The organism is Lutimaribacter pacificus (assembly GCF_900142185.1).
GTDB lineage: Bacteria > Pseudomonadota > Alphaproteobacteria > Rhodobacterales > Rhodobacteraceae > Lutimaribacter > Lutimaribacter pacificus.
Map to the genome: position 1 here is coordinate 1 of NZ_FQZZ01000010.1, position 26099 is coordinate 26099.

28 protein-coding genes and 1 pseudogene are annotated in these 26099 nt (G+C 60.6%); 18 read left to right on the forward strand and 11 right to left on the reverse strand.

Going from position 1 to position 26099, the window contains the following annotated elements:
• Positions 1–718, forward strand: a 718-nt coding sequence (locus tag F3H87_RS18625) for an integrase core domain-containing protein (protein ID WP_223228132.1), incomplete at its 5' end; no start/stop codon positions are given.
• Positions 715–1170 (forward strand): copper chaperone PCu(A)C, encoded by a 456-nt coding sequence (locus tag F3H87_RS18630; RefSeq protein WP_149789543.1) that lies wholly within the window; start codon positions 715–717, stop codon positions 1168–1170. The genes F3H87_RS18625 and F3H87_RS18630, both read left to right, overlap by 4 nt.
• A 68-nt stretch (positions 1171–1238) precedes the next feature.
• Here the strand turns inward: F3H87_RS18630 and F3H87_RS18635 are convergent, their stop codons facing one another.
• Genes F3H87_RS18635 through F3H87_RS18645 form a run of 3 tightly spaced genes read right to left on the reverse strand, consistent with a single transcriptional unit; the run spans position 1239 to position 4652 of the window.
• A complete protein-coding gene (locus F3H87_RS18635) occupies positions 1239–3365 on the reverse strand; it encodes a protein-disulfide reductase DsbD family protein (RefSeq protein ID WP_149789542.1) in 2127 nt (708 codons plus the stop codon).
• Positions 3366–3818, reverse strand: a complete 453-nt coding sequence (locus F3H87_RS18640; protein WP_149789541.1) for a rhodanese-like domain-containing protein — start codon at positions 3816–3818, stop codon at positions 3366–3368.
• 51 nt (positions 3819–3869) lie between these two features.
• On the reverse strand, positions 3870–4652 hold the full coding sequence (locus tag F3H87_RS18645) for a DsbA family protein (protein ID WP_149789540.1): 783 nt from the start codon (positions 4650–4652) through the stop codon (positions 3870–3872).
• Between the two features lie 164 nt (positions 4653–4816).
• Here F3H87_RS18645 and F3H87_RS18650 point away from each other — a divergent pair, with 164 nt between their 5' ends.
• Positions 4817–5116: an SHOCT domain-containing protein gene (locus F3H87_RS18650; protein WP_149789539.1), complete on the forward strand. Its 300-nt coding sequence runs from the start codon at positions 4817–4819 to the stop codon at positions 5114–5116.
• An 86-nt stretch (positions 5117–5202) separates the two neighbouring features.
• The gene (locus tag F3H87_RS18655) at positions 5203–5703 is read left to right on the forward strand and encodes a disulfide bond formation protein B (RefSeq protein ID WP_317511622.1); all 501 of its coding nucleotides are present in this window, start codon (positions 5203–5205) and stop codon (positions 5701–5703) included.
• Here the strand turns inward: F3H87_RS18655 and F3H87_RS18660 are convergent.
• From F3H87_RS18660 to mobC, 4 genes are all read right to left on the reverse strand, one after another.
• A complete protein-coding gene (locus F3H87_RS18660) occupies positions 5700–6140 on the reverse strand; it encodes a hypothetical protein (protein WP_149789538.1) in 441 nt (146 codons plus the stop codon). The two genes, F3H87_RS18655 and F3H87_RS18660, sit on opposite strands and share 4 nt — an antisense overlap.
• 376 nt (positions 6141–6516) lie before the next feature.
• Positions 6517–8502 carry a type IV secretory system conjugative DNA transfer family protein gene (locus F3H87_RS18665; protein WP_149789537.1) on the reverse strand — a complete coding sequence of 662 codons (1986 nt, stop codon included), beginning with the start codon at positions 8500–8502 and terminating at the stop codon, positions 6517–6519.
• Complete coding sequence (locus tag F3H87_RS18670; RefSeq protein WP_149789536.1) at positions 8495–10843, reverse strand: relaxase/mobilization nuclease domain-containing protein; 2349 nt, start codon at positions 10841–10843, stop codon at positions 8495–8497. Before F3H87_RS18670 ends, F3H87_RS18665 begins: the two co-directional genes overlap by 8 nt.
• Positions 10830–11336: a plasmid mobilization relaxosome protein MobC gene (gene mobC / locus F3H87_RS18675; protein ID WP_223228133.1), complete on the reverse strand. Its 507-nt coding sequence runs from the start codon at positions 11334–11336 to the stop codon at positions 10830–10832. The genes F3H87_RS18670 and mobC overlap by 14 nt, the downstream gene beginning before the upstream one ends.
• Positions 11337–11969: 633 nt before the next feature.
• Between mobC and F3H87_RS18680 the strand changes: the two genes are divergently transcribed.
• The 5 genes from F3H87_RS18680 (at position 11970) to F3H87_RS18700 (ending at position 16914) form a co-directional block, all read left to right on the forward strand.
• Positions 11970–12689: a nucleotide-binding protein gene (locus F3H87_RS18680; RefSeq protein WP_149789534.1), complete on the forward strand. Its 720-nt coding sequence runs from the start codon at positions 11970–11972 to the stop codon at positions 12687–12689.
• Between the two features lie 10 nt (positions 12690–12699).
• On the forward strand, positions 12700–13341 hold the full coding sequence (locus tag F3H87_RS18685; RefSeq protein WP_149789533.1) for a hypothetical protein: 642 nt from the start codon (positions 12700–12702) through the stop codon (positions 13339–13341).
• A gap of 267 nt (positions 13342–13608) precedes the next feature.
• A complete protein-coding gene (locus F3H87_RS18690; protein WP_149789532.1) occupies positions 13609–15243 on the forward strand; it encodes a Mu transposase C-terminal domain-containing protein in 1635 nt (544 codons plus the stop codon).
• Between the two features lies 1 nt (position 15244).
• Positions 15245–16126: a TniB family NTP-binding protein gene (locus F3H87_RS18695; protein ID WP_043872357.1), complete on the forward strand. Its 882-nt coding sequence runs from the start codon at positions 15245–15247 to the stop codon at positions 16124–16126.
• Entirely contained in the window at positions 16063–16914 is an 852-nt protein-coding gene (locus F3H87_RS18700) for a TniQ family protein (RefSeq protein ID WP_223228134.1), read from the forward strand. The genes F3H87_RS18695 and F3H87_RS18700 overlap by 64 nt, the downstream gene beginning before the upstream one ends.
• A gap of 101 nt (positions 16915–17015) precedes the next feature.
• On the opposite strand, the gene F3H87_RS18705 is transcribed toward F3H87_RS18700, so the two are convergent.
• Positions 17016–17417 (reverse strand): MerR family transcriptional regulator, encoded by a 402-nt coding sequence (locus F3H87_RS18705; RefSeq protein ID WP_008335980.1) that lies wholly within the window; start codon positions 17415–17417, stop codon positions 17016–17018.
• A 96-nt stretch (positions 17418–17513) separates the two neighbouring features.
• On the opposite strand from F3H87_RS18705, the gene F3H87_RS18710 reads away from it, so the two are divergent.
• The 6 genes from F3H87_RS18710 to merA all read left to right on the forward strand — a co-directional run bounded on the left by F3H87_RS18710 (position 17514) and on the right by merA (position 21808).
• Positions 17514–17921 (forward strand): mercuric transporter MerT family protein, encoded by a 408-nt coding sequence (locus F3H87_RS18710; protein WP_176244179.1) that lies wholly within the window; start codon positions 17514–17516, stop codon positions 17919–17921.
• 12 nt (positions 17922–17933) lie between these two features.
• Positions 17934–18239: a heavy-metal-associated domain-containing protein gene (locus tag F3H87_RS18715; RefSeq protein WP_009807473.1), complete on the forward strand. Its 306-nt coding sequence runs from the start codon at positions 17934–17936 to the stop codon at positions 18237–18239.
• 16 nt (positions 18240–18255) lie between these two features.
• Entirely contained in the window at positions 18256–18558 is a 303-nt protein-coding gene (locus F3H87_RS18720; RefSeq protein ID WP_008335977.1) for a hypothetical protein, read from the forward strand.
• A 97-nt stretch (positions 18559–18655) separates the two neighbouring features.
• On the forward strand, positions 18656–18886 hold the full coding sequence (gene merF / locus F3H87_RS18725) for a mercury resistance system transport protein MerF (protein ID WP_050759304.1): 231 nt from the start codon (positions 18656–18658) through the stop codon (positions 18884–18886).
• A gap of 63 nt (positions 18887–18949) precedes the next feature.
• Complete coding sequence (locus F3H87_RS18730; RefSeq protein WP_008335974.1) at positions 18950–20299, forward strand: dihydrolipoyl dehydrogenase family protein; 1350 nt, start codon at positions 18950–18952, stop codon at positions 20297–20299.
• A gap of 57 nt (positions 20300–20356) precedes the next feature.
• A complete protein-coding gene (merA, locus tag F3H87_RS18735; RefSeq protein WP_009807474.1) occupies positions 20357–21808 on the forward strand; it encodes a mercury(II) reductase in 1452 nt (483 codons plus the stop codon).
• 249 nt (positions 21809–22057) lie between these two features.
• Here merA and F3H87_RS18740 read toward each other — a convergent pair whose 3' ends face one another.
• On the reverse strand, positions 22058–23404 hold the full coding sequence (locus tag F3H87_RS18740) for an IS5 family transposase (RefSeq protein ID WP_127657319.1): 1347 nt from the start codon (positions 23402–23404) through the stop codon (positions 22058–22060).
• Between F3H87_RS18740 and F3H87_RS22210 the strand changes: the two are divergent.
• The 3 genes and pseudogenes from F3H87_RS22210 to F3H87_RS18745 all read left to right on the forward strand — a co-directional run.
• Positions 23343–23615, forward strand: a pseudogene (locus tag F3H87_RS22210) (hypothetical protein); the annotation flags it as partial. The gene F3H87_RS18740 and the pseudogene F3H87_RS22210 overlap by 62 nt on opposite strands.
• Before the next feature lie 198 nt (positions 23616–23813).
• Positions 23814–24026 carry a hypothetical protein gene (locus F3H87_RS22215; protein ID WP_420837136.1) on the forward strand — a complete coding sequence of 71 codons (213 nt, stop codon included), beginning with the start codon at positions 23814–23816 and terminating at the stop codon, positions 24024–24026.
• 24 nt (positions 24027–24050) lie between these two features.
• A complete protein-coding gene (locus tag F3H87_RS18745; protein WP_418789403.1) occupies positions 24051–25058 on the forward strand; it encodes a transposase in 1008 nt (335 codons plus the stop codon).
• Here the strand turns inward: F3H87_RS18745 and F3H87_RS18750 are convergent.
• Both F3H87_RS18750 and F3H87_RS18755 read right to left on the reverse strand, forming a co-directional pair.
• Positions 25035–25433, reverse strand: coding sequence for a cation diffusion facilitator family transporter (locus F3H87_RS18750; RefSeq protein ID WP_425463158.1), 399 nt, complete (start codon positions 25431–25433; stop codon positions 25035–25037). The two genes, F3H87_RS18745 and F3H87_RS18750, sit on opposite strands and share 24 nt — an antisense overlap.
• A 1-nt stretch (position 25434) precedes the next feature.
• Complete coding sequence (locus F3H87_RS18755; RefSeq protein ID WP_008327266.1) at positions 25435–26097, reverse strand: TVP38/TMEM64 family protein; 663 nt, start codon at positions 26095–26097, stop codon at positions 25435–25437.
• Between the last annotated feature and the right edge of the window lie 2 nt (positions 26098–26099).

Here is a 26099-nt window from a genome sequence, read left to right on the forward strand (position 1 = left end):
GCGCCCGGCGCGCTTGCCCAAACCGAAACCCATGATTATCAAGATCAAACCCGCAGACTCTCGTTATGAACGAGGGACCGAAGGGGGGCAGGTCACCATCGGCGCGCGTGCCCCGATCCTGGTCAAGGCGCGGCCCAATGCCCGCTGGTCTCTGGATTTCGTCCACGACCAGCTCGCCTGCGGGCGACGGTTTCGCATCCTGAACGTCGTTGATGACGTGACCCGGGAATGTCTGGCGGCGATCCCGGACACATCGATCTCCGGACGCCGTGTCGCGCGGGAACTGGCCCGGGTGATAGAACGACGGGGCAAGCCGGGCATGATCGTCTCTGACAACGGCACCGAACTGACCAGTAACGCGATCCTAACCTTTGCCGCAGAGCGCAGCATCGAATGGCACTACATCGCCCCCGGCAAGCCGATGCAAAACGGGTTCGTCGAAAGTTTCAACGGACGCATGCGAGACGAGCTTCTGAACGAGACCATGTTCCGCGACATGGCCCATGCACGATCCACGATCCGGGCCTGGGCGGCAGACTACAACGAGGAGAGGCCCCATTCGGCCCTCGGCTATCAGACCCCAAAGGCGTTCGCCGAGGACCTGTTCACCGCAACCGACAGCCGCGCTGCGCTACCTGAAAGCTCCGCGCATCTGTCGGTTGCTCCACCTGCGCCAATCGGCGTATCAACCCAAAGGGCTCCGGTTCCGGCTGGATGAAAGTTCAGTGGCAGGTCACTCGAACCGCAATCATTTCGCTGGTTCTCGCTACCCAAGCTTCTGCTGACGGTATCGAGCGTGATTTCGAGCCGCTTCAAGGTGTTTCAATCACCCAATTGTGCGTTGAGAGCGCGCGCAAGGGCGATGACCCAGACGTCAAATTAAGTATTGAGAACTGGTCGGGTAAAACTGTTGCGCTTACAGGCATCAAGTCGGAAAAGTCCAAAGGCGGTGAACTCTATTTCCGAGGAGCGTTCAACACATCGGTTCAATCTGAAAGTCTCACAATTCTTCAGAATGAAACACTGAACCTTTCGAGTTCACATGTCGGGGTACGCTTGCTAGGAATGAAGCAAGATCTGAATGTTGGTCAGCATGTTCCGCTTTTGCTCGAGTTCAGGGATGGAACTGTCCGTGTCGACACGCATGCTCTAGAAGATGGTAGCTGTTAGTACACGACGACCACTAGGAACGACGTTGCGCGAAGGTCTGCACTGCTTCTACGCCTAATACTAATGCGTCATTTGATCTTGATGGATCTCGCCAATGCCTTGTCTATTGCAGCAATCACCCTTGCTTGGGTCAGAACTTCGGGCAAGACAATACCCGATGGTGCCCCCGGCCCGAACACGATATTGAAAGGAATGCCGTAGCGTCCGTGGCGTTCAAGGAAGCGTGCGATCTCGTCATTCGGTCGGGTCCAGTCGGCCTGCATGGCAATTACCGTCTCGTCGCTCAACCTAACAGCAATCGGCCCGCGATCCAGGACGAGCGTTTTGTTGGCCTTGCAGGTCAGGCACCAATCGGCCGTGACATCCACAAAGACGGTCTGGCCTTCTGACACGTATCTTGCGATCTGCTGCGGCTCGAACGCCTGCCAGTAGGTGTTTGCTGTCGGATCTTCGGGCCGCGATTGATGCGTGAACAAACCGACCCAGATCAGGGGCAGTATGAGACTCGCGGCGACAAGACTGCTCCTAGAAGTTCCGCGTGGCCGACCTGTCTTGAGCAATAGGATCAGAACAGTGGTGCAGGCGGCGACCAGCGCAGCGCCAGGCCACCCCGTTAGCCCAACAAGTATGAACAGCAGCCATCCGGCAGTCGCCACGAGGAGAAGCCCGAGGCCGGCTTTGACGAGCAGCATCCAACGGCCAGGGCGGGGCAAACGCTCGACCAGGCCGGGACGTCCCGCAATGAACAGGTAGGGCGACGCCAGTCCAATCCCGAGAGCGGTGAAGACGAACAGCACATCGGTCGCGCTGCCTGCCAAGGCAAAAGTGATCGCTGTCCCAAGGAACGGCGCAGAACATGGGGTTGCCAGAACGGCGGCAAGCAGACCAGTGCCGAAATCAGCTGCATACCCGGAACCTGTACTGTTCGCCCCGAGACGATTCTGGATGCCAGAGGGCGGGGAGATCTCAAACAAACCGAACAAGTTGGCTGCAAAAATGGAAATCACGATGAACATCAGTGCTACGAAGACGGGATTTTGGAACTGGATACCCCAGCCAACCGACACGCCGACCCATTTGAGGCCAAGAACGAACATCGCAAGTATCCAGACGAATGTCAGGACACCCATTGCGGTAAACAGAAACCCGTTCCGAATGATCCGTTGAGATTGGCCTGATGCTTTCAGAACCGAAGCGAGCTTGATCGACAGGACAGGCAAAACACAGGGCATCACGTTCAGGATCAGACCTCCCAGAAAGGCGATCGCAGCGATCGTTGCCAACTGAAGTACGCTGGCACTCGATGATGCTCTTTCATAGGGCGGGGCAGGGACGTCGGCACTCAAAACCACCGGAGCTGTGACCGCCCGTCCGCTATCTGTCAACGTAAGGAACGGCGTTGTATGCTCGTCCGACCACGCGTTGAGAGGAATGCGAGCCCATAAATCTGATCGATCGCGGTTGAGGCGGATATCAGGCTTGCCGAACGTCACCAGAGGCCCGAATTCGGGAAAGACGTCGACGGTCTCGAATGGTCGGTCGCTTTCGGCTGTGACAACGAGTGCAGAAGACCTCTCGTCATGGGCCACGGTCGTGATCCTGATATCGCTTTCGTCCGCGTTCGCCGGAACGCGCGCAACGAAAGTTGCGATTGCGTCGGCGGACACGTGATCAATGCCAGTGCCGCTCGGTACATCCAGAGCCAGATCGAACGCATGAGGGACGCAGACATCGGAACATGTCAGGAGCGTCACGCTGGCTCGAAGCTGCAAGGGCTTGCCACGATCTTTCAGCGTCGCTCGGATCGGCAGGACGACTAAGCCAGAATACCCGAAGTTCTCAATGCCGAAGGCCTCAAAGCGATCCGGTGCAGGCCACAGGATTTCGGCAGAGGCGAGATTGGAAGAATCTCTCCAGTCAACTTCTGGTGCTAGACCCACCTCGCCGGGCGTTCTCCAATAGCCTTTCCATCCTTCACCATATTCAAGAACCAGTCCGAGAGAGACGGAGGCTGCATCCGGTGTGATGCCGTCCTCGGCTGAAATCAGGCGAGCGGCGACCGCTGGGTTTTCAAAAACATTTGACTCGGCGGCTTGCACGACATCCAGATGTGCGAGCGTAACCCACACTGCGAATATGGCCAAGATGCGCGTAGCAAGCCATTTCAATCGCGGTGTCACCGCCTCTTCCGCCATTCAGCGCAGCGCTTGCGGCATCGCTGCGAGTGCCGTTTCGAGATCGGTGATCGGCAAACCACGCGCGATCCAACCGGGACCGCGGCGCGAGCCAAGCATTCCCTCGGAGACATCGACAAAGCCGGTATATCCGGCACGTTTGAGGGCTGCCAATAGCTGCGCACTGCGACCGCCAGTGGCGCAGATCAGCGCGACGGGCCGTCCAGCAGCGAGATCACGTGCCGCAAAGAGCCGCTGTTCAAAGCCTCGCTCGTGCATGCTGACCGGCCAGGCTCCCTTCGCAAGGCCCGTCTCTGCCCATTCGGCACGAGTGCGAACATCCAGCAGAGTTATTGCTTCCGCGTCGAGTGCCTCGGCAACTTCTGGTGCCGACCAAATTTCGCGGGTCGCAGCCCATGCGATACCAGGCAACACCATTGCAGCGGCAAGCGCGCAGAACTGTCTTCTATTCATGGAATCTCCAATTCTCGTCGCGCGCTTGTCGGCCTCCGTGACTGAAATCGATCACACTGTGACGCACGCTGCGTTCCAACCCTCTTCTCTTTCCAGTTCGATGATCCTTCGCACCATTTTGTCGCTGATCTGCCCTTGAACAACCGTACGACCAACGACCAGCGCCGGCGTGCCAACAAAGGCGAACACACGCGCAAGCGCTGAGCTGTTTTCCAACTCCCGCACGACTTCGGGACTCTCCATGTCCGCGACCAAACGTTCTTCATCGACTCCAAGATCGCCCGCGAGACGCGAAAGATACTCCGGCGTTGCTTGGAAAGGCGTTGTCATCAGTCTCTCGTGAAAGGTGACATACGCGCCCTGACGCTTTGCCGCGAGGGCTGCTCTGGCAGCCAGATTCGAGCTATCACCCAACAAGGGAAGTTCGTGCCAGGCGACTGCAACCTCGCTTGGCATCGCGTTGGTTATTTCCGCAAGCCGCTTCGTCTGAATGCGGCAGTACGGGCAGTAGTAGTCTGAGAATGACGCGATCGGCACCCTTGCAGGATTGGTTCCAAGTTCGCCGTAGAGAGCGTCACAGACATTGTTCGAGACACGCTCGAACGCAGCTTCCTTGCGAGCGATGACGGCATCGCTTTCGCGGGCACCCAGCCCTACGAAGGGATCAAAACCGCCTGACGTGTCACCCGCGACGTACTTCCGAAAGCCCGCAGGGTTATTGAGCGGCTCGAGTTCCAGTTTTTCAGGCAAAAGCGACGGCACTGTGCGCAGAGCCGCGTATCCCGCGACAATCGCACCGAGTGTAATGAGCGTCGATCGCTTTCCAGAATCCATGTCCTTACTTCACCTATCTCTGAGTGAGACTGGCAGTACCGCCATGTTCGGGCCACGGTCAACTTTACAAACTGATACATTTCTCGCCGTGAAAACAGTCTGTTGACAGGGTATCGAAGGCTGGGGTCGAGGGTCATCGACGCCTTTTGGACCAGGAGGTGAAAATGTATCGATTGGGTTTGCTTGCAGTGCTTTTCGCGACACCTGCCTTGGCCGATCCAGACGGCTACGGGCACATGTCGGGCTGGGGATATGGGATGGGTATGATGTTCGGTCCTATCCTTTGGATCGTTGTCCTGGGATTGGTTGTTGCGTGTGTCATTTGGTTCGTTCGCAATACGGATGGTGGATCGAGCATGCGCGGAAAGTCCGACGCGATGACGGAACTCGATTTGCGTTTCGCGAAGGGCGAAATAGACGCTGAGGACTACACCGCTCGAAAGAAGCTGCTGACCGGCGAATAGGCATGCGGGTTAATGCACAGCGCGAGGGTTTAAGCTTTTCGCCCAACGAACCTGGGGCCAAACCAATCTGACTTTACGAGGCATAAGTGACAGGCAAACAACTTGGGCTGCTCGCTGCCGGAGGATCCACTGCTCTTCTTCTGGCAGCATTCGTCTTTCAGGCACTTGGATATGCACCATGCGCGATGTGCATCTGGCAAAGGTATCCCCATGCCGTGGCGATTGGGGCAGGAGTGTTCTTGGCCATTGGACTTGCTCCACTGCTTTTCCTAGCTGTTGGCGCCGTGTCCGCAGCGACGACCGCTGTTATCGGAGTGTACCACACGGGTGTCGAACGTGACTGGTGGCAAGGGCCTACATCTTGCACCGGGTCCGGGCTGGATCTCTCGAATATGGCCGGCTCGGATCTTCTCCCATCTGCATCTTCGGGTCCGTCCAACCTGGTCATGTGCGACGAGGTCGCCTGGGAGTTCCTTACTCTATCGATGGCAAGCTGGAACGCACTTTGGAGTGCTGTTCTTGCCGGAATTTGGGTTCTGGCGATTCTGCGAGCAATCGCCCACAGGCGGTCTGCCGTGCCGACCTAGGCCTGCAGACGAACGAAGACGGTCGCCAGAGCTGTCAAGCAGGCCGCCCCGGCCACAAATATCAGAAGCGCGAATGCGACCGGTCCGATAGGTTCGGGAAAGAAGCGAACGACCGGTGCGAGGCGTGATGAGCGGCGGGCCGCTGAAACGTAAAGAGGGACGGCGCTTACCAAAGTCGCATAGAGATATACCCCCGAGACGTTCTCGAATAGCGCGGAACGCGCTAGTGTTGGAGCTACAACCCGCAAAGCTGTTGCACGGCTTCCGCCAAACGATCCGTACCAGTCGGCTGAAACAACGTAGATTAGGGCGTGAAGGCCAACGAAAATACCGAGTCTGGAGAAGAAGTCGACGACGATGTAGGCCCCCGGATCGCGACCGCTACCGGAACGTTCGTGAGACAGTGCAAAGAGAAAGAAACCGACGTAGTTGACCATTGCGACTACTGGCAAACCGTTTGTCAAAACCTGCCGTAAAAATCGCCCTAGAGCCGGACCTCCGCCAGCCAAAGCGGTTGTAAATCTAGGCGAAAGCGCAATGTAGAGGACTAAAACCGGCAGCAATCCTGCGAGACTGAATAGCAGGACGTTTCTGAGAAATACCATTCCCGGCAATTGGGTCGAGAAGTACCTTTCCAAACCAGCAGCCTCATATTCCGTTCAATCCTATGTTAGGCTGGAAAGTGGCAAGTTGGCCATGAAGGATCGGACTGACTCCATAGGAACAAGAGGTGGGTAGGGAATACCGATGTGCGATCCGTATGCGCATTTTCGAAAGCCGGGACGAGATCGTCCACGGAGCAGCGGCATCCAATTAACCATGTACTTCTATGATTGATCGTGTCGTCTGAACAGCTGCCGCCAAGACTGACCTGTCCGCTGCCTCTTGGATCCCCAGTTTAGCCAGATTGATCGACAGATGGCCTGACCCTCTGCCTCCTGCAGCGGCCCGTGCGGCCCTCCCGCGTGCTCGGCCTTTCAGTACAGGCTTAGGATCGAGCGGCTCTCTCGAGGAAGGTTGAGGCGTTTTTTGCAGCGTAGCAATATCGGCCCCCTGCGCCCCTGCGGCCGCCCGCACTTCCTGCAGCTCCTGCTTCAGCTTCTCGACCGTTTCCCGAGTCTCGGACATCTGCCGATCTCGCCGAAGGCCGTCCTCGTCCGGATATGGGAAGCTTCCCGCTTGACCGGTGTGCAGAACCTTCAACACCGGGTCCTCGAAATACTTCACCCTTTTTGCGCGGATGGGCATCTGCGCGTCGATCACAAGGATGACCTCGTCGAGGTCCATGCGCCGGGCCTCATCCTCGGTCAGGAGCGGGGTATCCTCGGTCCGCTCCGAGACGCTGCGCCCTTCGAACGGATTGCGACCAACAGCGCGGGAGCGGGTCACAACGCGTTTGGTGGTCTTACCGACAGCCTGGCTCAGCTCCTCGATGGTCTTCTGCTCGGACGGGGTGAGGTAGAGCTTCACGCCGGCGCCGCCCTGCAGCGACCTGCGGGTGTTCTCACCATAGATCTCGTCCAGCGCGGGGATCGTCTGGGTCACGATGGCGAGGTTGCCGCCGAAGGAGCGCAGCGTCTTGATGCTCTCGGCGACGATCGGCATTTTACCGAGCCGGTCGAATTCATCGAGCATGATCATGACCGGCCAGGGCTCGTCATCGCCGGGTTCCTGCGCCTGCAACGAAGCGATCAGGTCCGAGAAAAAGAGACGGATCAGCGGGGCAAGCGGGCGGATCATCTCCGACTCGACCACAAGATAGATCGCGTGCGGGCGGCGGCGGATATCCCGGAATGAGAAGTCAGAGGTCGCGGTAGCCGCGTCGATCGCGCGGTTGTCCCAGGTGTCGAGACCCGAGGTCATGAGAAGCGAGAGATAGGAGGTGAGGGTGTCGTTGTTGGTCGAAGCCATGCGCTCAAAGATCAGCTTGGCCGAGGTGTTCTTCACTTCCTGCGAGCGCTTCAGATATTCCTTCTGCTTGTCGCCCCCCGAGGCTGTGATGCGGTAGATCTCGCCGATGGTCGGCACGCCGCGCTCGAAGGCCAGAAGACCGGCCGCCACGAAGAGGTCGATACCCCCGGCCAAAAGCCCGCTCAGTTTTTCGTTGTCGGTTTGCAGGAAGAGCTTGGCGGTGAGTTTCAGCTCCATCTGCTGCCGGTCGGGGTTGGTCATGGCAGCAATGCGCGCCAGCGGATTATAGCGATGCGTCGGTCGGTCCCAGTCGGTCGGCGCGAAGCGGAAAACCTTGTCCCCCATGCTGGCGCGGAAGCGCGAGGTCTCGCGGAAGTTCTCGCCTTTCACGTCGAGCACCACGGCGGAGCCCTTGTAGGTCAGCAGGTTCGGGATCACGAACCCCACGCCCTTGCCCCGGCCTGTAGGCGCCACGATCAGCGCGTGGGGGAAGGTTTTTGAGACTAGGAACGGGCGCCTGGATTTCGGGGAGCCGAGCTTGCCCAGAAGGAAGCCGCCGCCGGGCTTGGCAAAGAAACCGTTCCTCTTCATCTCGCTGCGCGTCTGCCAATGCGTCGTCCCGAAGCGGGTCAATGCATCCCCCAGAAGCGTGACGCTCAGCATCAGCGATGCCAGGCCGAAGCCGCCAAGGATGAGGTTCACCCAGAGGAAGTCTTTTGGTGCGGACTGAGACAGACCCCGAAATTCGCGGGCAAGCAGGGTGACGTCGAAACGCGAGGGAGAAAGCCCATAGCGGAACATGACAAAGCCGGTCGCCACGACATAGCCCATGGCGAGACCGACCAGCACGAGGCTCAAAACTCCTAGGGCAATCTTGCCTTTATCCATGGGTGATCCCCTTCTCGCCATCTGCCGCAGCGTGGCGCGCGCGCTGCGCCTCGATCTGCTCTTCGGCCAGAGCATCGAGAACGCGCTCCATGGCCGGGCCATGCGCGGTGACCTCGCTGCTTTGAAGATAGGTCTTGGCGAGTTCCAGCTGGCGCAGCGGATCCTCGGTGAACTTGTCCAGGACGTCCGCATTTCCCGCCCGCAGCGCGTCGATTGCGTCGGGGCTTAGTCGCTCGTTTATCTGCTGGACGATGTCCTGCTGCTCTGCCTCGGAGAGCGGGCCCTCGACGTCGGCGTTTCGCACAAAGGCCATGACGGTTGGCGCTGTCTCTTCCAGATACCGGCGCTCGGCGTAGTCTTGTCGCGCCTGGTCCTCGATCTCGAAACTGCGTTCGCTGATATAGGCACGCGACGCGCCGAGCGAACGAAGGTGATTGATTTCGTCCTGGACGGCGTGCCCGAATTCATCATCCGGCATCTCCGTGCGATAGCGGGCGAGGGTGCGGAGCTCTTCGGTGATCGGACCCAGATGATCCGAAGGATCCCGCAAGGCGAGGTCCATGTCGCCAGCATGAAGCGTGCGGTCCTGTTCCGATACCGCGTATTGCTGCGGCTTTCGGCCGTCGGTCGTTTGGTCCCAGGCCATCGACGCCAGTTCGGCATGCTGCGGGGATCTCTGCGCATAGGCATCGAACGCGGCGCGGGCCTCTTCCACCTCCACGGCGCCCGCCCGCCGGACGGACGGGTCGTCGGAGAACGGATGATCAAAATCCGTCCGACGGAACTGCGCCACCAGCGCCCTGAACGCCTGCCGCTCCGATGGGGCAAAAATGTTGGACCCGTCCTTCTCGAGATCACCCCTTGGTGCCGCCAACCGCTCGCTGAGCGCTGGCTCAGCGTCGTCCACCTCGTCGATCTCGGTTGGCGCGCGAAGGACGCGTACGTCGGTCAGAACATCGCCCAACCGAACATGCACGGCTTCCAGCCGGTCGAGCGCTTCTTCCAGGTCCGCAGGTTTATCCAGATCGAGGTCGCTTGCTTTGGCAATCCCCTGCAGATCCTGTGCCAGCCACTGGCGTTCCAGTGCGGCATTGCCAGCCCCTTCCCGCAGGCGCGCGGCCACAGCCTCGGCATCGATGCCCGTACCTTGCAAAGCCTCGGCCAGCTTTGGTGCCACCTCTCCATCGTCAAGACGCGCGAGGTGATCTTCACTTGCGTTTGACCTTGCATAGATGCCGTCCCGGGACGGGGCATCGACCAAGGCGGCGGAGCGATCCCCAAGCGGGTTCAAATGCGCGACCGAGGCCAGAACGTCGGTCAGCTTGCGCTCGATCACCGGCCTCTCGGCCGCCGGCGCCCTGTCGATCGCCGCCTCGATCTGGCGAATGTTCTGAGAAAACTCGGTGATCAGCGTGTCGAACGCTGCTTCGTCTTGGGACATGTAGATGGCTCCGTCAGATTGAATCTGACCGCCACTGGCAAGGATGGTGCTGGCCCTCTCGAGCGCTTCGGCCACGTCGTCGAAATTCGAACAGGACGCCTCCGCCGCGAGCCCGCGATAGATCAAAGCGTTGTGCCGGACGGTTTCCAGAGCGGTCGCCAGGTCAGCACCGGTTCTCTGGCGCTCGACTGGGGGACGACCTTCGTCGCGAGCCTTGTAGATTTCATCGATCTCGGCGCGGTAGGTCGTGACGCCGCGATCCAGACGACGCGTTGCCTCAAGCCGGATCCCGTGTCCTCTGGCCGCTTCGACCATCGCCTCGCGAAAGGCGTCGTAGTTGAAGTGATGATCCTTCCCGAGAAAGAACATTTCGCCATCCTTGCTGCGGCGGTTCAGAACGATATGCGCATGTGGATGCGCGCGATCTTGGTGTATTGCAGCAATATAGTCGAATTGCGAGCCCTCACCTTGAAAGAACTTCTCGCAGACCGCCTGGGTGATATCGCGCACCTCTTCACCCCTGGTCCCAACCGGGAATGCCATCAGCAGATGCGACGTATGGCCAAGCTTGGGGCTGTAGCGCTCGTTCCACTGGTTCTCGAACCGCCGCGCCACGCGGTTGATCTCGGCTTCCGAGAGCTGCTTCTTCCCGTCATGGGTGCCGCGGCTGTCGAGGATATGGGTCGACTTCGTCGTGAGATATGTGAGCTGCGCCCGTAGCTGCGCTCCGGTGTGACAGCCCCCTTTCGAGATCGCCTTGAAGATCGCTGGCGAATAGCCGCGCGCGGCCCGAACCATCTGCGCGCCCTTGGAAAGCCCCTGCCAGGATCCCGAAACCCGGCTCCAGCCGCGGTCAAAGAGCGCCGGGTCGATGCCACTGACCCGGTCACTCCGCGCCATTCTCATCCCTCTCGGCGAGGCCCGCCAGGGCAGAGCTGATCTCAAGGTCAAGCAGGCTGCGCCGCGCACGCGACATCTCCTGGACCTGGTCGGCCAGATCGAAGACCAGACCCGCAAGGGCGCGGACGTCACGGTGACTTGAGGCCGGGTAGGACAGTCTCTCGCCCCGCACCTTGGCCTCGTTCAGACGTCGCGCGATCTGGTTCACGTTGTTGCCGACCCGGTTGAGCGCGGCGCCGAGGTTGCGCAACTCGTCACACATCTCGTCGTCGGGCAGGAAGACACCTTCGGCCGCCAGCATCAGGCGGCGCATGGCATCCGAGCGGTGCGCAATCCCGCGCCGCGACAGCGCCGCGTCGAACCGGCGCAGGTCGTCGTCCGAGACCCGGATCCCCACAACCCGCGAACGGCTGCCATTCGCCGTCTGACGCTCACCCCAGTGGTTCACCACGTTGTAGATCGTCTTCAGGCTGACATCGTAGTGCGCGGCCAACGACGCCGCGGAGACGCCGTTCCGGCGGTCCTGGGCGATGATCGATCGCTCGGTCTCTGACAGTCTGCGACGGCGGGGCATTTTGAAGTTAACGTTCCTATTTCTTGCCAACTTCGTACAAGCCCGCCGACTCCCAACGCAAGTGGAGTCGGCCATAAGGGCTTGTACTCAATATAAAAAATCGCCCTGCAGGGGCGATTTCCCGTCCCTTGTCAAATGGATCGCGCTTCGCGCTCATTGCACCACGCGATGCGGTCTCCGCATCGCGCATCGCGTCTTTCGCCCCCCGTCGCTTGCACCCCGCAAGACGGGTTTTGCTGCGTGCTGACCGTCTCGCGTCACCCGCAGAACGCCATACGCGCGGCTGCCTCCCGTCGTCTGGCGCACGCTATCCGTCACCTGCAGTCCGTCCGCAGCACATCGCCGAGGGCATCCCGACATTTGGAGGGTGTGTGGTGCCTCGCGACGAATGCTGAAGGCGCCACGGAAGACGTCGCACGGTCATCGCACAACGCCACCCGCTGCACGCCAAGCGCGGGCCGCATCCCGACTTCTGCTTGACCCCTCCGCCCCATGCGTTTAGCGACATTTTTACATTATCGTTGCGATTCACTATTTTTGCGGAGGATCAGAATGCCGAACGAAAATCTTGTGGTGATCGCAGCGATGGCCCGGAAAGGGGGCAGTGGAAAAACGACGCTTTCGCGCGCCTTGATCAGCGCCGCGATCGCCGCCGGACGCAGAGTGATGTTGATCGACACGGACAGCACGAGGGTGCTCGGGGCCTGGCATGCTCGGGCGGAAGCCGGTGGGCTGAGTTCGCCGCTTCTCTGCTCGGCCACCGTCGAAAGCGTGGCGGGTGTCGAGGATCAGATCGATCAGGTCTACATGGCAGGCACGGCAGACTTCATCTTCATCGATACCGCAGGGGTCGGTGCCGAATGGTCAGACGGCATCGCGGTGCTTGCGGACCACATTGTGACGCCCGTCATGCTGTCGACGTCTGATTTCGATGTCGGCGCACAGACTGCCGATTGGTATGAGAAGCTGAAATCCCGCGTTGACGACCCCTCCAGCCTTCCGCGCCACCACGTCGTCCTGAACATGGTCGACCCGAAAACGACCCGTGCTGACGCCGCCCTAATTGAAGAAGCGCTCACCCGTTTTCCGGTGATTGAGACCGTCATGATGCGGCGGAACACTTACAAGGAGATGGACCAGAAGGGGCTTCTCCACGCCTTGGCGCTGGAAAAGCAAACCGATCCAAACCCTCTGATGCGTCCACATGTACGTCATGTCGTCGAGGCGCTCGAGGAGGCGACGGACATCCTCAACAATATTCTTGCTGCGTGAGGACAGTCGATTGCGCAAGAAGATCCCGACCATCACTAGGCCCGACCCAGCCTACGCCGCCACCCTGCAACAGGGTGACCGCGAGGTTCCCGGGAAGGAGGAAGAGGTACAGGTCACAGCAACAAAGACAGGCACCCCAGTCGCTGACGTTGGCGCTGATCGGCACGAGTCGGAGCGTGCGCCGGAAAGTGCCGTGGCGCCGCACCAAATCACCGAGGAAAGCTCTGACCCGCATACCAGCCTGAGAGCTCCCGTATCGGCACGAGCTTTGAGCCCGACCCGGAAGATCGACATCAGGGTCAACGCACTCGAACGACAGGAAGCAGCGCTGGAAACTTGTGGTGTTGAGCCGGCACATGTGGTGCGTGCCGCCCTGCGCCGTGCAGTCAAAGGCTGGCAACTGTCGCCGGTCTTCGCCCCAGTCGCGGAGGAGCGACGCACTCGAAACACACAGTGGCAGGCCCGGACATCTCTGGCAGTCGATGCGGCCAGCCTGGGCGTCCTCCTCCGGGACCACGACCCCCTCGACGTCTTGAGTAAATGGGCCCTGATCCGCGGCCAAGTGGAACCACGCATTTGGGGCGAGATCGACAAGATCCTGGAAGAAATTTCTGCTCGTGCTGCATCGCCGCATGAGCAGCACACACCGTAAGAGACCTATCTGAAAAGATAACTTGCGTTTCGCCGGTGGATTTTCGCCCACCGGCGGAAGCTCGCCTTGCGGTTGCGGAAAGCGTGGCGCTAATGAGCGTCATAGGGAATTTCAGACCTCATGTCGCGTAGCCCTTAATTGTGAGATGAGAAATCCAACGAAATCAACGGCTGTGCTTTGCCCTTAAATATGAGATTTTGCCTTTTATTCCGATATTTTTACCCTTAAACCTGCGACAGGGTTCACAGACATGTGCGGCAAGTATCGATGGATGATGATGGCGAAGACTCCGTTGCCGTTGGTGCTGAGGAGGCGCGCAGGGCCGCGGTGCTGCGTCCGCTTGTCCAGGCATATCTGAAAGGTACTGGCAGTCTGGAACGTGGCATCAATGACGCCGTTTGGGAGCTTGGTGTCAGCAGGGCGACGGTCTGGCGTTGGATAAAGCGGCTGGTCGAAGATGGTGGACGCACCAGTGCCCTTGCTCCGCGGAAACGGGGTCGTCCAGCCGGTACGGCCTTGATATCTAGCAAGGTCGAAGCGGTGATCGAAGAGCACCTTCGCCGCTATTTCTTGCGCCGGGAGCGTCCGAGCCTCTCGCGCGTCGTGACAGAAATCCGCAGCGCGTGCTGGCAACAAGGCTTGCAGCCGCCGACACGGCGGACGGTTCAGCGTCGCCTGGATGCGATGGATGCCCGCGAAGTTGCGAAGGCACGCGAGGGCGCAAAGGCAGCCCGCCAGAAATTTGCGCCGGTAACAGGTGAGAACAAGGCCAGTGTGCCACTAGAGATCGTCCAAATTGATCATACGCCGGCGGACATCATTCTTGTCGACAGCTTTGAACGCCAACCAATTGGGCGGCCTTGGGTCACGCTGGCGATCGACATCGCAACGCGGATGGTAACCGGATACTACACTTCTCTCGAGGCGCCTTCGCGACTGTCAGTGGCGCTTTGCCTGACACAGGCGGTTGCCCCCAAGGCGGAACTTCTGGCGGAATTGGCGTGCAATATTCCTTGGCCCGCACAGGGCAAACCGCTCAGCCTCCACGTCGACAACGGCCGCGATTTCCGTTCGCGGGCCTTTCGATCGGCATGTGCTGAATGGGGGATAGATCTGGTCTATCGGCCGCCGGGAAGTCCTCACTTCGGAGGTCACATCGAACGTTTGATCGGGACGATGATGGGGGCCGTTCACCTGTTGCCGGGAACAACGCAATCCTCGGTCGCGACCAAGGGCGACTATGATGCGGAAGGCATGGCCACGATGACGTTGAGCGAATTCGATCGTTGGTTTGCTTTGGAAATCTGCCGATACAACAACAGCGTTCATTCAAGTCTTGGCTGCACGCCTATCGCCAAATGGGAGACGCTCTCGGTGGAGATGATGGGCGACATCCCCTTTGAGATGGAAGCCTTTCAGGTGAGCTTCCTGCCGAGCGAACTGCGCAAGGTCAGGCGGGACGGCATCCATCTGTTCCAGATACGGTACTGGTCCGATGCCCTTGCAGGTCACATTGGGCGCGGGGACAAAAAGGTGGTCGTTCGCTACGATCCTCGTGATATCTCAATGATATGGGTTGAATTGGACGATGGCCGATTTGTTGAAGCGCGGTACAGAAACCTGGAAATTCCGCCCGTGTCCCTCTGGGAATATCGCGAAGCCATGAGGAAGGCCCGCGCCCTTGGCAAGTCCGGGTCCAATGAGCTGGTTCTGGCAGAGTTGATCCGACAGCAACGCCAGATCGAGGCTGAAAGCCGGGGCCTGACGAAGGCCGAACGCAGAACCCGTGAACGAAAAGGGGCATTGCAGGGCGCCAACTCGGCCGTTTCGTCAACCGAAGGGCTGCGCCCGATCGACACGGGTGATACATCGCGCCCATTGTTCAAGGTGGAGAGATGGTGAATTGAGGGCAGGGACAACTGAAGAAGACGGTCGGATCGCCCTCATTCAATCAGACATCTGGATCGGCTTTCCACGGGCCGAACAGGTGTTGGACCGCTTGCAGGGTATGATCGAAGCGCCACGGCAAACCCGTATGCCTGGGCTTCTTGTGCATGGTGCCTCCGGGATCGGGAAGACGATGATCGCCCGAAACCTGTCGCGCAAGTACGCACCAGACTACGATCCTGCGTCAGGCATTACCCGCACACCGCTGCTGCTTTTGCAAGCGCCGCCTGCGCCTGACGAACGGCGGTTCTACCTGCACATCCTGGCCGCCGTCGGCGCCCCGGCGACGGCACTGAGCGCCCGCGCTCAAAATGTGGCTTCCCTCGAAGTCCGCGTCATCGCGCTCCTACGCGACCTTGGCCTTCGGATGATCATGATCGACGAGGTTCACAACCTCTTGGCCGGGACCCACCGCGAACAGCGCCGCTTTCTCAATGTTCTGCGGTATCTCAGCAATGAACTCGAAGTATCGCTGGTCTGCCTCGGGGTCAGCGAGGCCGTCGATGCCATCCGTGGTGATATCCAGCTTGCCAGGCGGCTGGACGAACATCACCTGCCAAACTGGCGCGACGATGCCGAGTTCTCGGACATGATCCAGACACTCATCGCGGCAATGCCTCTCGAGAAGAAATCCAATCTGAAGGTCAAGTCGCTCAAGCAGATACTTGCGCTGACCGGTGGGGTGACCTCGCGCATCTTCGCCCTGATCAAGGATCTTTCCATAGACGCCATTGGCACAGGTGAGGAATGCATCACTGATGACGCGATCGCGAAATGGACACCGGTTTGGTCGCGCCATGCAAACTCCCATCGGCGGCTGGAAAAGTCCGGGGTGTGAAGCCGCGCCCGCTGCCGAAAACTGTCACGCCGCTGCCAGACGAGCTGTTGTCAGGTTGGCTATCTCGGCTGGCTGCGACCAACTACTGTGATGACACGGAACTGCTGGCTCATATACAAATCGATTACGTGCATGGCACTGCCTTGGACTTCAGCATCGACGCGGCTACGGCAGAGAAGATTGCCAATGCCGCACGTGTCGACCCAGATGTCGTGCGATCTTTGGCCTTTCCGGCGATGACAGCACGAGAAGCTTCGCTGACGGCTCAGATACCATTCCAGCATTGCATGCAATGCTCCCGAGAGGGCCTTTCGCTCAGGCATTGGAGGCGGGCCTGGGCATTTGACTGCCAATTCTGCGGGACGAGACTTGTGCAGACCCTTGGCAAACCCGGTGAGGAACAAATATCCGGAAAACTGATATACCGAGCGCGCCGCGGGGCAGGGATGCTTGAGTGCGCCGCGCGATCGCGCGGCCCCAAGCAACTTCGGCGCGCAATGCGCGCAGTCACCTTTGCCATGTCACTCAAAACCTTCCGCGGGGATCCGTCGTTCGCTGTCCAGAACCCCAGATCGGAAGTTAGGCTGTTCTGCCTCGCCGCAATCGCCGCCGCTCGATCCCATCCCTTGGCTAAGGCAGCCATCGTCAGCAAAAGCATCGACGACTATGCAAGGGTTGCTCTCTTGCGCGCCTTCGAGACGGAGCCCCGTCTGCTTGCTGCGGTTGATCACATCGCGCAAAGGCGCGCGAGAAGCAAAGGCCCCATGACAGCCGCATCTCACAATTAAGGGCAAAAATTTTCGCCAAACGCGCCCCGTCTCAGATTAAAGGGCAACGCGACACCAAGGACTGTCCGGTTTGATTGCCGCGGATTTCCTCAAGAAACCTTTTAGGCCTCCTCCCTCAGCGCATCTATGACGGGGCATTCGGGCACATCGTCTCCGCTACATTGCGCCACGGTGGACGACAGGACGTGCTCAATGCGCTTGAGATCCGCGATCTTGGCGCGGACTGAAGCGAGATGCGCATTTGCCAGACCCTGCACCTCGCCGCAGGTCTGGGCCCCGCCATCGACCAATGCGAGCAGATCGCGAACCTCGTCGAGCGTGAACCCCAACTCGCGCGCGCGCATGATGAAGCGCAGACGCGCGACATGTCTGTCATCGTAGACGCGATAATTTTTGCTGGAGCGCGGCGGCTCGGGCATGACGCCGATGTTCTCGTAGTAGCGAATAGTTTCGAGATTGCAGCCGGTCAGCTTGGCCAGATCTCCGCGCCTGAGGACCTTCACCGATCTGTGATGATTATTCACACCAAACCCCCTTGAGCCTGTACCAGCTACAGACCCTAGATTGAGATCATCACTGAGGCAAGGATGATTCGAACCATGACTGAAACCACATCCGCCGGCCGCCAGTCGGCAATGGGCGAAACCCCGGCAGCTGACAAAAAGGCATGGGCGACAACCGGGCTCGGCGTACTCGGCGCGCTGGCCATGACCTCCTGTTGCATCCTGCCGCTGGTGCTGGTGAGCTTCGGCGTCACCGGCGTGTTCATCGCCCAGTTGGGCGCGTTCTATCAATATAAGTGGATCACCTTCGCACTGAGTGCCGCTTTCATCGGATACGGCTTTTACAAGGCGTATAGCCCGATCCCGGCCGAAGCCTGCGTTGATGGCACCTGCGCGCGACCGATGAACCGAACACTCATGCGGTCCATTCTCTGGATTGCCAGCGGGATCGTCGCCGTGGCGATGATCTTCCCCTACCTGACCCCCTACATCCTGTCCTACTGAAAGGCGTAACCGATGAAACATCTCTCTCTCGCACTCGCAACTCTCGGCATTCTGGCCGCAATGCCCGCCAGTGCCGAAGAACAGCGCATCAATGTCGGTGTCGCCGAACTGACATGCCCGACCTGCTCGTTCACCGTCGCGGCGGCGATGCGCGGCGTGCCCACGGTCGAAATCGTCGACTTCCAGGAAGGCGAGGAGTTTGGCACGGGCACTTACGTCGTGGCCTTCGACGATCAGGCGGCCAACCCAGACATGATCATCGAGGCGGTTCTGGCCAATGGCTATCCGGCCGAGGTGCTCCAGGCGGGGGAGTCCTGAGCACGGAAGGACGGGTATGGCCATGGATGACAAACATTTGGGCGGGCTTCTGGCCTTCATCATTGCCGCGCCGATCATGGTGATCTGCTGCGGCGGCGGTGGCGTCATCCTAGCCACCATTCTCGGCGGGATTGGCGGGTGGTTGATGGGGCTCGGCGGAATAGCCGCTGTCGTCGCGGCAATTGGCGCGGCGCTGGTTGTTCGCGAGATCAGGCGCAGGGGATCAGCAGGTGTCGATGGCGCACCGGATGAGACTTGCACCAAAACCCGGGCCGCCGGTGAGAGTATCCACCGCCCGGCCGATTTCGCGGCCGAGTAGAGCAACGCACCGGCACAGGTCTTTGGGCTGTTCGGGTCGATCCCGGATCCGGTGGCACCACGCAATTGATGCACCAGACATGAGGAAACAAATTACGATGCCTTCAGACGACACATCTTCGAACGGCCTTTTGAAAGTGGGCATCATCGGCACCATCATTGTGGCGCTCTGCTGCTTTACGCCCATTTTGGTGATCCTCTTCGGCGCGGTCGGCCTGGCCGCCGTCGTCGGATATCTCGACCTCGTGCTGTTTCCGGCACTGGGCATCTTTATCCTGCTGACCATTTACGCGCTCTGGCGCAAGAACGCGCGCGGCTCGGCGTCCTGAGGGAAACTGGGCTGACATCCATCCAAATAGCGCCTCAGACAAAGCATTGAAGAGAAAAACCTTATGACGAAGAGCTACGACCTTATCGTGATCGGCGGTGGAACCGGTGGCAATGGCGTCGCCCGGATGGCGGCGAATGCCGGCTGGAGCGTCGCCAGCATCGACAGCGAGCCCCATGGCGGCACCTGCGCCCTGCGCGGTTGCGATCCCAAGAAGATGCTGATCGCCGTCACCGAGGGCGTCGAGTGGGCGGAAAACATGAAGGGCAAGGGGCTGGAGGCGCAGCCTTCGGTCAACTGGTCCGACATGATCGCCTTCAAGCGCAGCTTCACCGACGCGATGCCACCGCGCATCGAGGCCGGGCTGGAAAAGGCCGGGATCGACGTCTTGCACGGAGAGGTACGGTTTACCGGCCCCGATGCGATCGAGTTGAACGGCGAGACCCTGAGGGCGAAGCATTTCCACATCGCCACCGGTGCCCGACCGATGACGCTGAACATCCCGGGCGAGGAGTATCTCGCCACCTCGACCGATTTCCTGGAACTGCCCGAGCGTCCCGACCGCATCGCCTTTGTCGGCGGCGGGTTCATCGCGATGGAATTCGCCCATGTGGCCAAGCGCGCGGGCGCGCGCGAGGTGACCGTGCTGGAGATGATGGACCGCCCCCTGGGCAACTTTGATCCCGATCTGGTCGCGATGCTGGTCGAGGCGACCGCAGAGCTGGGCGTCGATCTGCGCACCAAAGCGAAGGTGGCGAAGATCGAGAAACAGGGCGACGAAGTCGTGGTCACCGTGGAACGTCACGACGGCACCGAAACGATCACTTGCGATCTGGTGGTGCATGGCACCGGCCGCGTGCCCAACATAGACGGGCTGAACCTCGAGGCCGCTGGAGTCGAATACTCACGCCGTGGCATCAAGGTGAGCGACGCGATGCGCGCCACCAACCCGGCCATTTTCGCGGCCGGCGACTGCGCTGATAGCGGGTTGAATCTGACCCCGGTCTCGGCGGCAGAGGGACGCATCGCGGGGAAGAACATTCTGGGCGGCAAGGACGCGCGGGAGATCAAGTATCCGCCGATCCCGTCAGTGGTCTTCACCCTGCCCATGGTTGCTACCGTGGGCTTGTCGGAAGCGGCGGCCAGGGAGCAGGGGCTGAAGTTCGATGTGCATTTCGAGAAGACGGAGGGCTGGTATTCGTCGCTGCGCGTCGGCGCGAAACACACCGGATTCAAGGTTCTTGTCGAACGGGGCAGCGGGCAAATACTCGGCGCGCACCTGATCGGACCAGGAGCCGAGGAGCAGATCAATCTTTTCGCCATGGCCATGGGTGCCGGGCAGACCGCAAATCAGATCAAGGCGATGATTTTCGCTTATCCCAGTTACGCCTCCGACATCGGGTCGATGGTGTGAATTGAAATTTGACCGCCGCCAAGATGGTGGCGCCCGGTTCAAGTAAAGGAAATGAAAATGGATCAAACCGTCAAGGAACATGATTGCTGCTCTTCGAAGGATGTCGGCGCCGACAGTTATGACCTGATCGTCGTCGGTGCGGGCTCTGCCGGGTTCTCGGCTTCGATCACTGCAGCTGAAGCCGGAAAGCGGGTGGCGCTTGTCGGGCACGGCACCATCGGCGGCACCTGCGTGAACGTCGGCTGCGTTCCGTCCAAGGCGATGATCCGCGCCGCAGAGGCGGCCCATGGTGGCGCGTCCGCTGCCCGGTTCCCGGGCATTGCGTCCTGCGAACATGCGGTGGATTGGCCAGCCGTTGTGAAAGGCACGACCGATCTGGTCGCGGAGATGCGGCACAAGAAATATATCGACCTGCTGCCCGCCTATGAGAACGTCACCTATATCGAGGACGGCCCGGCGCGATTGGTCGAGGGTGGCGTCGCTGTCGGCGGGCGGGTGATATCCGCCCCGCGCATCCTGATCGCCACCGGCTCGCGCCCCCATCAACCTGCCATCAAAGGCATCGACACCGTGGAGACCCTCGATTCCACCGGTCTGCTGACTCTGCCCGACCGGCCCGAAAGCATCATTGTGCTGGGCGGCGGCTATATCGGCTGCGAGTTGGCGCAGATGGCCTCAAGGCTGGGGGTGAAAGTCACGCTTGTGACCCGCTCGCGCCTTCTGCCCGGCGCCGAGCCGGAGGTGGCCCAGGCGCTGACGCAAGCGCTGAAGACCGAAGGCATCGCGGTCGAGACCGGTCTTGCTTACGTCTCGGCCGCGAAAGCTGCGGGCGGCGTCATTCTGACTGTCGAACGCGATGGAAAGACCGAGGTTTTGTCCGCCGAACGGCTGGTTGTGACCACCGGACGGGTGGCCAATTCCGAGAACCTCGGGTTGGAAGACCTCGGGATAGAGACCGACGCGCGCGGCTCGATCAAGGTCGGTCCTGACATGGCCACGACGCGGGCCGGCGTCTGGGCGGCGGGCGATGTCACCGACCGTGACCAGTTCGTCTACATGGCCGCCTACGGTGCCAAGGTGGCAATCAACAATGCCCTTGGACTGGAGCCAATGCGCTATGAGAATGCGGCGATGCCATGGGTCGTGTTCACCGACCCGCAAGTGGCCGGTGTCGGCGTTTCAGAGGCTGGGGCCAAGGCGGCGGGGCACGAGGTCAAGATCAGCGTGATCACGCTCGACAACGTCCCGCGCGCCGCCGCGGCCCGCAACACCCGCGGCGTGATCAAGCTGGTGGCCGACGCCAAGACCGACCGCCTGCTGGGCGGCCAGATCGTGGCGCCCGAAGGCTCGGACACGATCCAGACGCTGGCAATGGCGCTCAAGTTCGGCATGACCTCCAAGGCCCTCGGCGAAACGATTTTCCCATATCTGACCACGGTTGAAGGGCTGAAACTTGCGGCCCAGACTTTCGACAAGGATGTGGCCAAACTCAGCTGCTGCGCGGGGTAATGCCATGGTGCTGAAGGAAAGGACCGATCTTCTGTCGACACTTCCCGGTGCGTTGATCGCGTCGCGTAGCCCTTAATTGGGCTCTGCCTCACTTTGTGTGGCGCAACTATCCTGAAACTGGAAAATTCAGGAGGGATAGTTGTGAGTTCGAAGAAGCACTGGTCGCCGGGCAGCGATGTTGCAGTTCAAAGCGTTGAACGAAGTGAATCCGGCGGGTGGATTGTATCTGGTCCGCCCTGAACAATTCGCTCAGACGGCGACAGCTCGGTTTCCGTGAGGGTGTCCCGCTGCGAACGCGCTGAGAATGGTGCGGATTAAGAGCGCCAAAAGCGCCCTGAGGTGGGCGAGGATCTTACGGATGTTGTGGCCGCAGGCGCAGAGGACGGCGAAGAGCGCGTCGCCGGTGGTGCCCATGAGCGGACAGCGCGTCAGCCGCCCGTCGGTTTTCATGTGGCCGATCTCCGGCTCGATGGCGCTGCGGCGACGCAGGAGCTTGGTCAGTGTTGGCGTCATCCCTTTCCGAGTGCCGCTGATCAGCACCCGCGTCGTCTCGACGCCGTGCCCGCGGTAGCCGCGGTCGACGAGCGCGAGAGCCGGGCGGTGGTCGGTCAACACCTCGACTTGCTCGAGGGCCTCGGCGAGGGTGTGGCCGTCATAGGGGTTGCCGGGCAGCGCCCGCATGCCGACGATGAAGCCCTCGTCGATGGTGGCGGCGACAGTGACCTTGGTCCCGAACTCGTAGCGCACCCTCGCCTTGCCCTTGGAGATGCAGTCTACCTCCGGCTCGTGCAGGCTGAAGATCTTGCCCTTGTCCTTCGGCTGCTGGCGCAGCAGCCGCGAAGTCAGAACCAGCATGTCGAGAATACGCTCCCGTAGCGGGCCTGCCGGCACGCTGTCGAGCTGGCGGCGCAGGTCACGCATGACGCGGCCCGTGTAGCCTTTCAGCGTCCGCAGCGCCTTGCGCATCCGCTTGAACTGGCGAGCGTGGGCATAACGTCCGACCTTGATCGCCAGGCGCGGCGCCAGGCGCGCGTAGCTCTGGCGAAGCTCGATGCCGGCCTCGGCAGACAGCGCCACCAGCTTCTGCCGCGCCGTCTCGTAGAGCCGGGCGTCGGTCGGATGCGCAATGTTCTTCTCCATGACCGTCGTGTCGACCGACACCCGCTCCAAGCTCTTCTCCTCAACCGTTCCTGAGGCGCGGCCAGCCTCGATGGTCTTGGTCAGCAGCCATTCGACGCCCTCTTCACCGATGCGCTTGCGCCAGCGGGTGAGTGAGGACGGGTCGATCGGCGGGCGGTGCTGGAAAAAGATCTCGCCGCAGAAGTGCTGGTAATACGGGTTCTCTACCCAGCGGGCGACGACAGCCTCGTCCGACAGGTCGAAGGCGTGCTGGAGATAGAGAAGCCCTGCGATGAGCCGCGGCGGCGTTGCTGGCCTTCCCACGGAGGAGGGGAAAAACCCGGCCCACTCCCGCTCGAAGAACTCCCAGTCGATCAGCTCCGCCAGTTTCGCCAGTTCGTGGCGCAGATCGATCATGTCGGTCAGGCGGGGACGCAGGAGGTCGTCCTGCTCTTCAGCGCGGGGACGAGGCTTCATCACGGCTCCGGAAATCGCAAGGTTTCAAGACGCAGCTTACGAAAGCCTGCGATTCCACGCCATCAATTTCATCAGATCAGCAAGCAAAGTCAGGTGCTTGGGAGTTGTTCAGGGCGAACTATCTGGCGTCTTGGCACCCAACGGCATTTGCCCAGACTGTGGATTGCATTCACGCCGACGTCATGGCTGGCGGCGTCGGTGGCTGCAGGATTATCCCGCGCATGGAGACGCGGTAACGGTTGATCTCGCAGTTTGCCGTTGGCGATGTTTGGCGCCTGCTTGCCCGCGCCGGACTTTCTCGGACCAGATCAGCTCGATTGCGCGTCCATTTGCACGTCGTACTTCGCGTGTAGGGGAGATTGTCGGCCATCTTGGGCATGCGACAGGCGGACGGCCTGCGGAGCGGTTGTTGCATCGTTTGGGCCTTGGGGTCAGCGATGACACGGTGCTCAGGCAGCTGAAAAGGTGTGCTCAAGGCACCACCGAGGCGCCGACAATCATCGGGATCGACGATTGGAGCTGGCGGAAATCGCAAACCTACGGCACGATCATCGTGGATCTGGAGCGTCGCGTGGTCATCGACATCCTCGAGGATCGAGATGTCGTCACCTGCACCAACTGACTAAAGCGACACCCCGAGGTGGAAGTGATCAGCAGAGATCGGTGCGGTCTCTACGCCAAGGCTGCCCGGCAAGGGGCACCGCAGGCAAAGCAGGTCGCCGACCGGTTCCATATCGTGCAAAACCTGCGGCAGGCCATTGAGGAACAGATGAACCTTCACGGCCGTGCCACCGGCAGGGCGCTGCTGTCCGACGCCGACAACATCACCGCAGCCGGAAGCCTTCTGAAGTCCCGCCTTGCGCACAGGACGTCCCGGGAAGAGATTTTCACCACCATCCATGCGCTCCGAAATCAGGGACTTTCCTGCAGCGAGATCGGGCGGCGAACAGGGTTTCCGCGTCGCAGCATCGCGAAATGGCTGCAGTTCGAAACACCACCGGACCGCAGGCGGGCCGCTTTGAAGCCGAGTTCGCCATGGTATTTTGAAGAGTTCCTGAGCCAAAGCTGGAAGGAGGGCATTCGAACTGGCAGCGCCCTTTTCAGTCTGATCCAAGAGCGTGGTTACGAGGGGAGCCAGTCGCATTTGCAGCGGCTGCTGGCGGGTTGGCGCAGAGCCGAACAGCAAGCGAGCGATCCCAAGGTAGAACACAAGATCCTGGAGCCGGTTCGGGACCCGGAAACGGGGCACGCGATCTCCCCGGTCATCGCGGCCGCGCTGTGCATCAAACCGCGCGGCAAGCTCACCTCGGATCAGGCGCGTAAAGTCGATGCGCTCAAGACCCGCTCTCCCGCCTTCGTATCGATGCGCAGCCTCGCCATGCGGTTCAATGGTATCCTGCGCGGCCGCGTGGCAGACCCGCTCCCTGCATGGATCGACGACGCGATCGAAACCGACCTGGCGCCCATCGTGCGCTTTGCCCGCACAGTGAACCGGGACTACGAAGCCGTCAAAAACGCCATCGAGATGCCCTGGAGCAACGGCCAAGCAGAAGGTCAGATCAATCGCCTGAAGACCCTCAAACGCGCCATGTACGGCCGAGCCGGTCCAGAATTGTTGCGGGCGAGAATGCTACCGTTCCACCACACAGATTGAGGCAGAGCCGATTAAAGGGCAACGCGACACCAGGTGAATCGGATTCCCGAGCCGCATCGCGCCCATCCAGATCACCAGAAGCGCCATACCGAGAAGAAAGCCGCCATTCACCAGTGCCCCGATGATCTCGGCGCGGTACCAGCCGAAACTCCGCGCCGAATCCGCCGGGCGGCGCGCAATGCGCTGCGCGATGATGGCCACCAGAACGCCGCCAACCGCCGACAGGGTGTGAAACGCATCCGACAGGACGGCAATCGAGCCAGTCCAGAGCCCGACGGCCAGTTCAATCACGAAGTAGACGCCGGTGAGCCAGGCCGAAATCACAAGGGCCTTGCCGGAACTCGGCATATGCCCGGCGTGGGAATGACTGGCCATATCAGCTCTCCTTCCGTTTCGTACCGGTCTTTCGCGTCGCGGCGAAGAGAACCGACAGGCCGGTAAAGCCACCCAGCGCAAGTGCGGTCCATGTGGCAGTGCGGGCATCGCCGTTCATCGCCTGGCTGCCCATGTGAGCGAGCAAGAAACTCGCTGGAATAATCCCGGCCATCGTGGCCAGCGCGAACCTCCAAAGATGCAGCTTGCTCAGACCTGCGGCGTAACTGATCATATCGAAGGACAGAAACGGCAGCAGGCGACTGCCGAAGACCAGGAAGGTCAGAGTGTTCTGGGACCCGAACAGGCCTGCGTTAATCTTCTGACCGAGATGACGCTCAACGAAGGGACGACCCAAGCCGCGGGCCAGACCAAAGGCGGCAAGCGCACCGAGTTCCGCACCTAGAACGACGAAGAGCGTCCCGTACGTGTGTCCATAAGCCGCTCCGGCGGCGAGTGCGATTGGCGCCGAGGGCAGGGGGCTTGCGACAATAGCGATTGTCATGAGCGCCACGATGACAATTGGTCCGGCAAGACCTGCCGCCTCGATCCAGCGGTCAATTTCCGCGCGATCCGGCAGGCGAATGTCAACGCCAAGGACGTCCGGGAAGGCCAATGCGACGACTCCCATCAGGAACACCGCCATAAGAAGGATGCGCATCATCATGG

Bases quoted from the DNA above. Each gene is read 5' to 3' on its own strand.
- F3H87_RS18645 (WP_149789540.1), bottom strand. From the start codon at position 4,652: ATGGATTCTGGAAAGCGATCGACGCTCATTACACTCGGTGCGATTGTC.
- F3H87_RS18640 (WP_149789541.1), bottom strand. From the start codon at position 3,818: ATGAATAGAAGACAGTTCTGCGCGCTTGCCGCTGCAATGGTGTTGCCT.
- F3H87_RS18680 (WP_149789534.1), top strand. From the start codon at position 11,970: ATGCCGAACGAAAATCTTGTGGTGATCGCAGCGATGGCCCGGAAAGGG.
- F3H87_RS18730 (WP_008335974.1), top strand. From the start codon at position 18,950: ATGACGAAGAGCTACGACCTTATCGTGATCGGCGGTGGAACCGGTGGC.
- merF (WP_050759304.1), top strand. From the start codon at position 18,656: ATGCCTTCAGACGACACATCTTCGAACGGCCTTTTGAAAGTGGGCATC.
- merA (WP_009807474.1), top strand. From the start codon at position 20,357: ATGGATCAAACCGTCAAGGAACATGATTGCTGCTCTTCGAAGGATGTC.
- F3H87_RS18755 (WP_008327266.1), bottom strand. From the start codon at position 26,097: ATGATGATGCGCATCCTTCTTATGGCGGTGTTCCTGATGGGAGTCGTC.
- F3H87_RS18750 (WP_425463158.1), bottom strand. From the start codon at position 25,433: ATGGCCAGTCATTCCCACGCCGGGCATATGCCGAGTTCCGGCAAGGCC.
- F3H87_RS18720 (WP_008335977.1), top strand. From the start codon at position 18,256: ATGGCCATGGATGACAAACATTTGGGCGGGCTTCTGGCCTTCATCATT.
- F3H87_RS18690 (WP_149789532.1), top strand. From the start codon at position 13,609: ATGGATGATGATGGCGAAGACTCCGTTGCCGTTGGTGCTGAGGAGGCG.
- F3H87_RS18670 (WP_149789536.1), bottom strand. From the start codon at position 10,843: ATGGCGCGGAGTGACCGGGTCAGTGGCATCGACCCGGCGCTCTTTGAC.
- F3H87_RS18665 (WP_149789537.1), bottom strand. From the start codon at position 8,502: ATGGATAAAGGCAAGATTGCCCTAGGAGTTTTGAGCCTCGTGCTGGTC.
- F3H87_RS18630 (WP_149789543.1), top strand. From the start codon at position 715: ATGAAAGTTCAGTGGCAGGTCACTCGAACCGCAATCATTTCGCTGGTT.
- F3H87_RS18740 (WP_127657319.1), bottom strand. From the start codon at position 23,404: ATGAAGCCTCGTCCCCGCGCTGAAGAGCAGGACGACCTCCTGCGTCCC.
- F3H87_RS18635 (WP_149789542.1), bottom strand. From the start codon at position 3,365: ATGGCGGAAGAGGCGGTGACACCGCGATTGAAATGGCTTGCTACGCGC.
- F3H87_RS18715 (WP_009807473.1), top strand. From the start codon at position 17,934: ATGAAACATCTCTCTCTCGCACTCGCAACTCTCGGCATTCTGGCCGCA.
- F3H87_RS18710 (WP_176244179.1), top strand. From the start codon at position 17,514: ATGACTGAAACCACATCCGCCGGCCGCCAGTCGGCAATGGGCGAAACC.
- F3H87_RS18650 (WP_149789539.1), top strand. From the start codon at position 4,817: ATGTATCGATTGGGTTTGCTTGCAGTGCTTTTCGCGACACCTGCCTTG.
- F3H87_RS18700 (WP_223228134.1), top strand. From the start codon at position 16,063: ATGGACACCGGTTTGGTCGCGCCATGCAAACTCCCATCGGCGGCTGGA.
- F3H87_RS18660 (WP_149789538.1), bottom strand. From the start codon at position 6,140: ATGGTCAACTACGTCGGTTTCTTTCTCTTTGCACTGTCTCACGAACGT.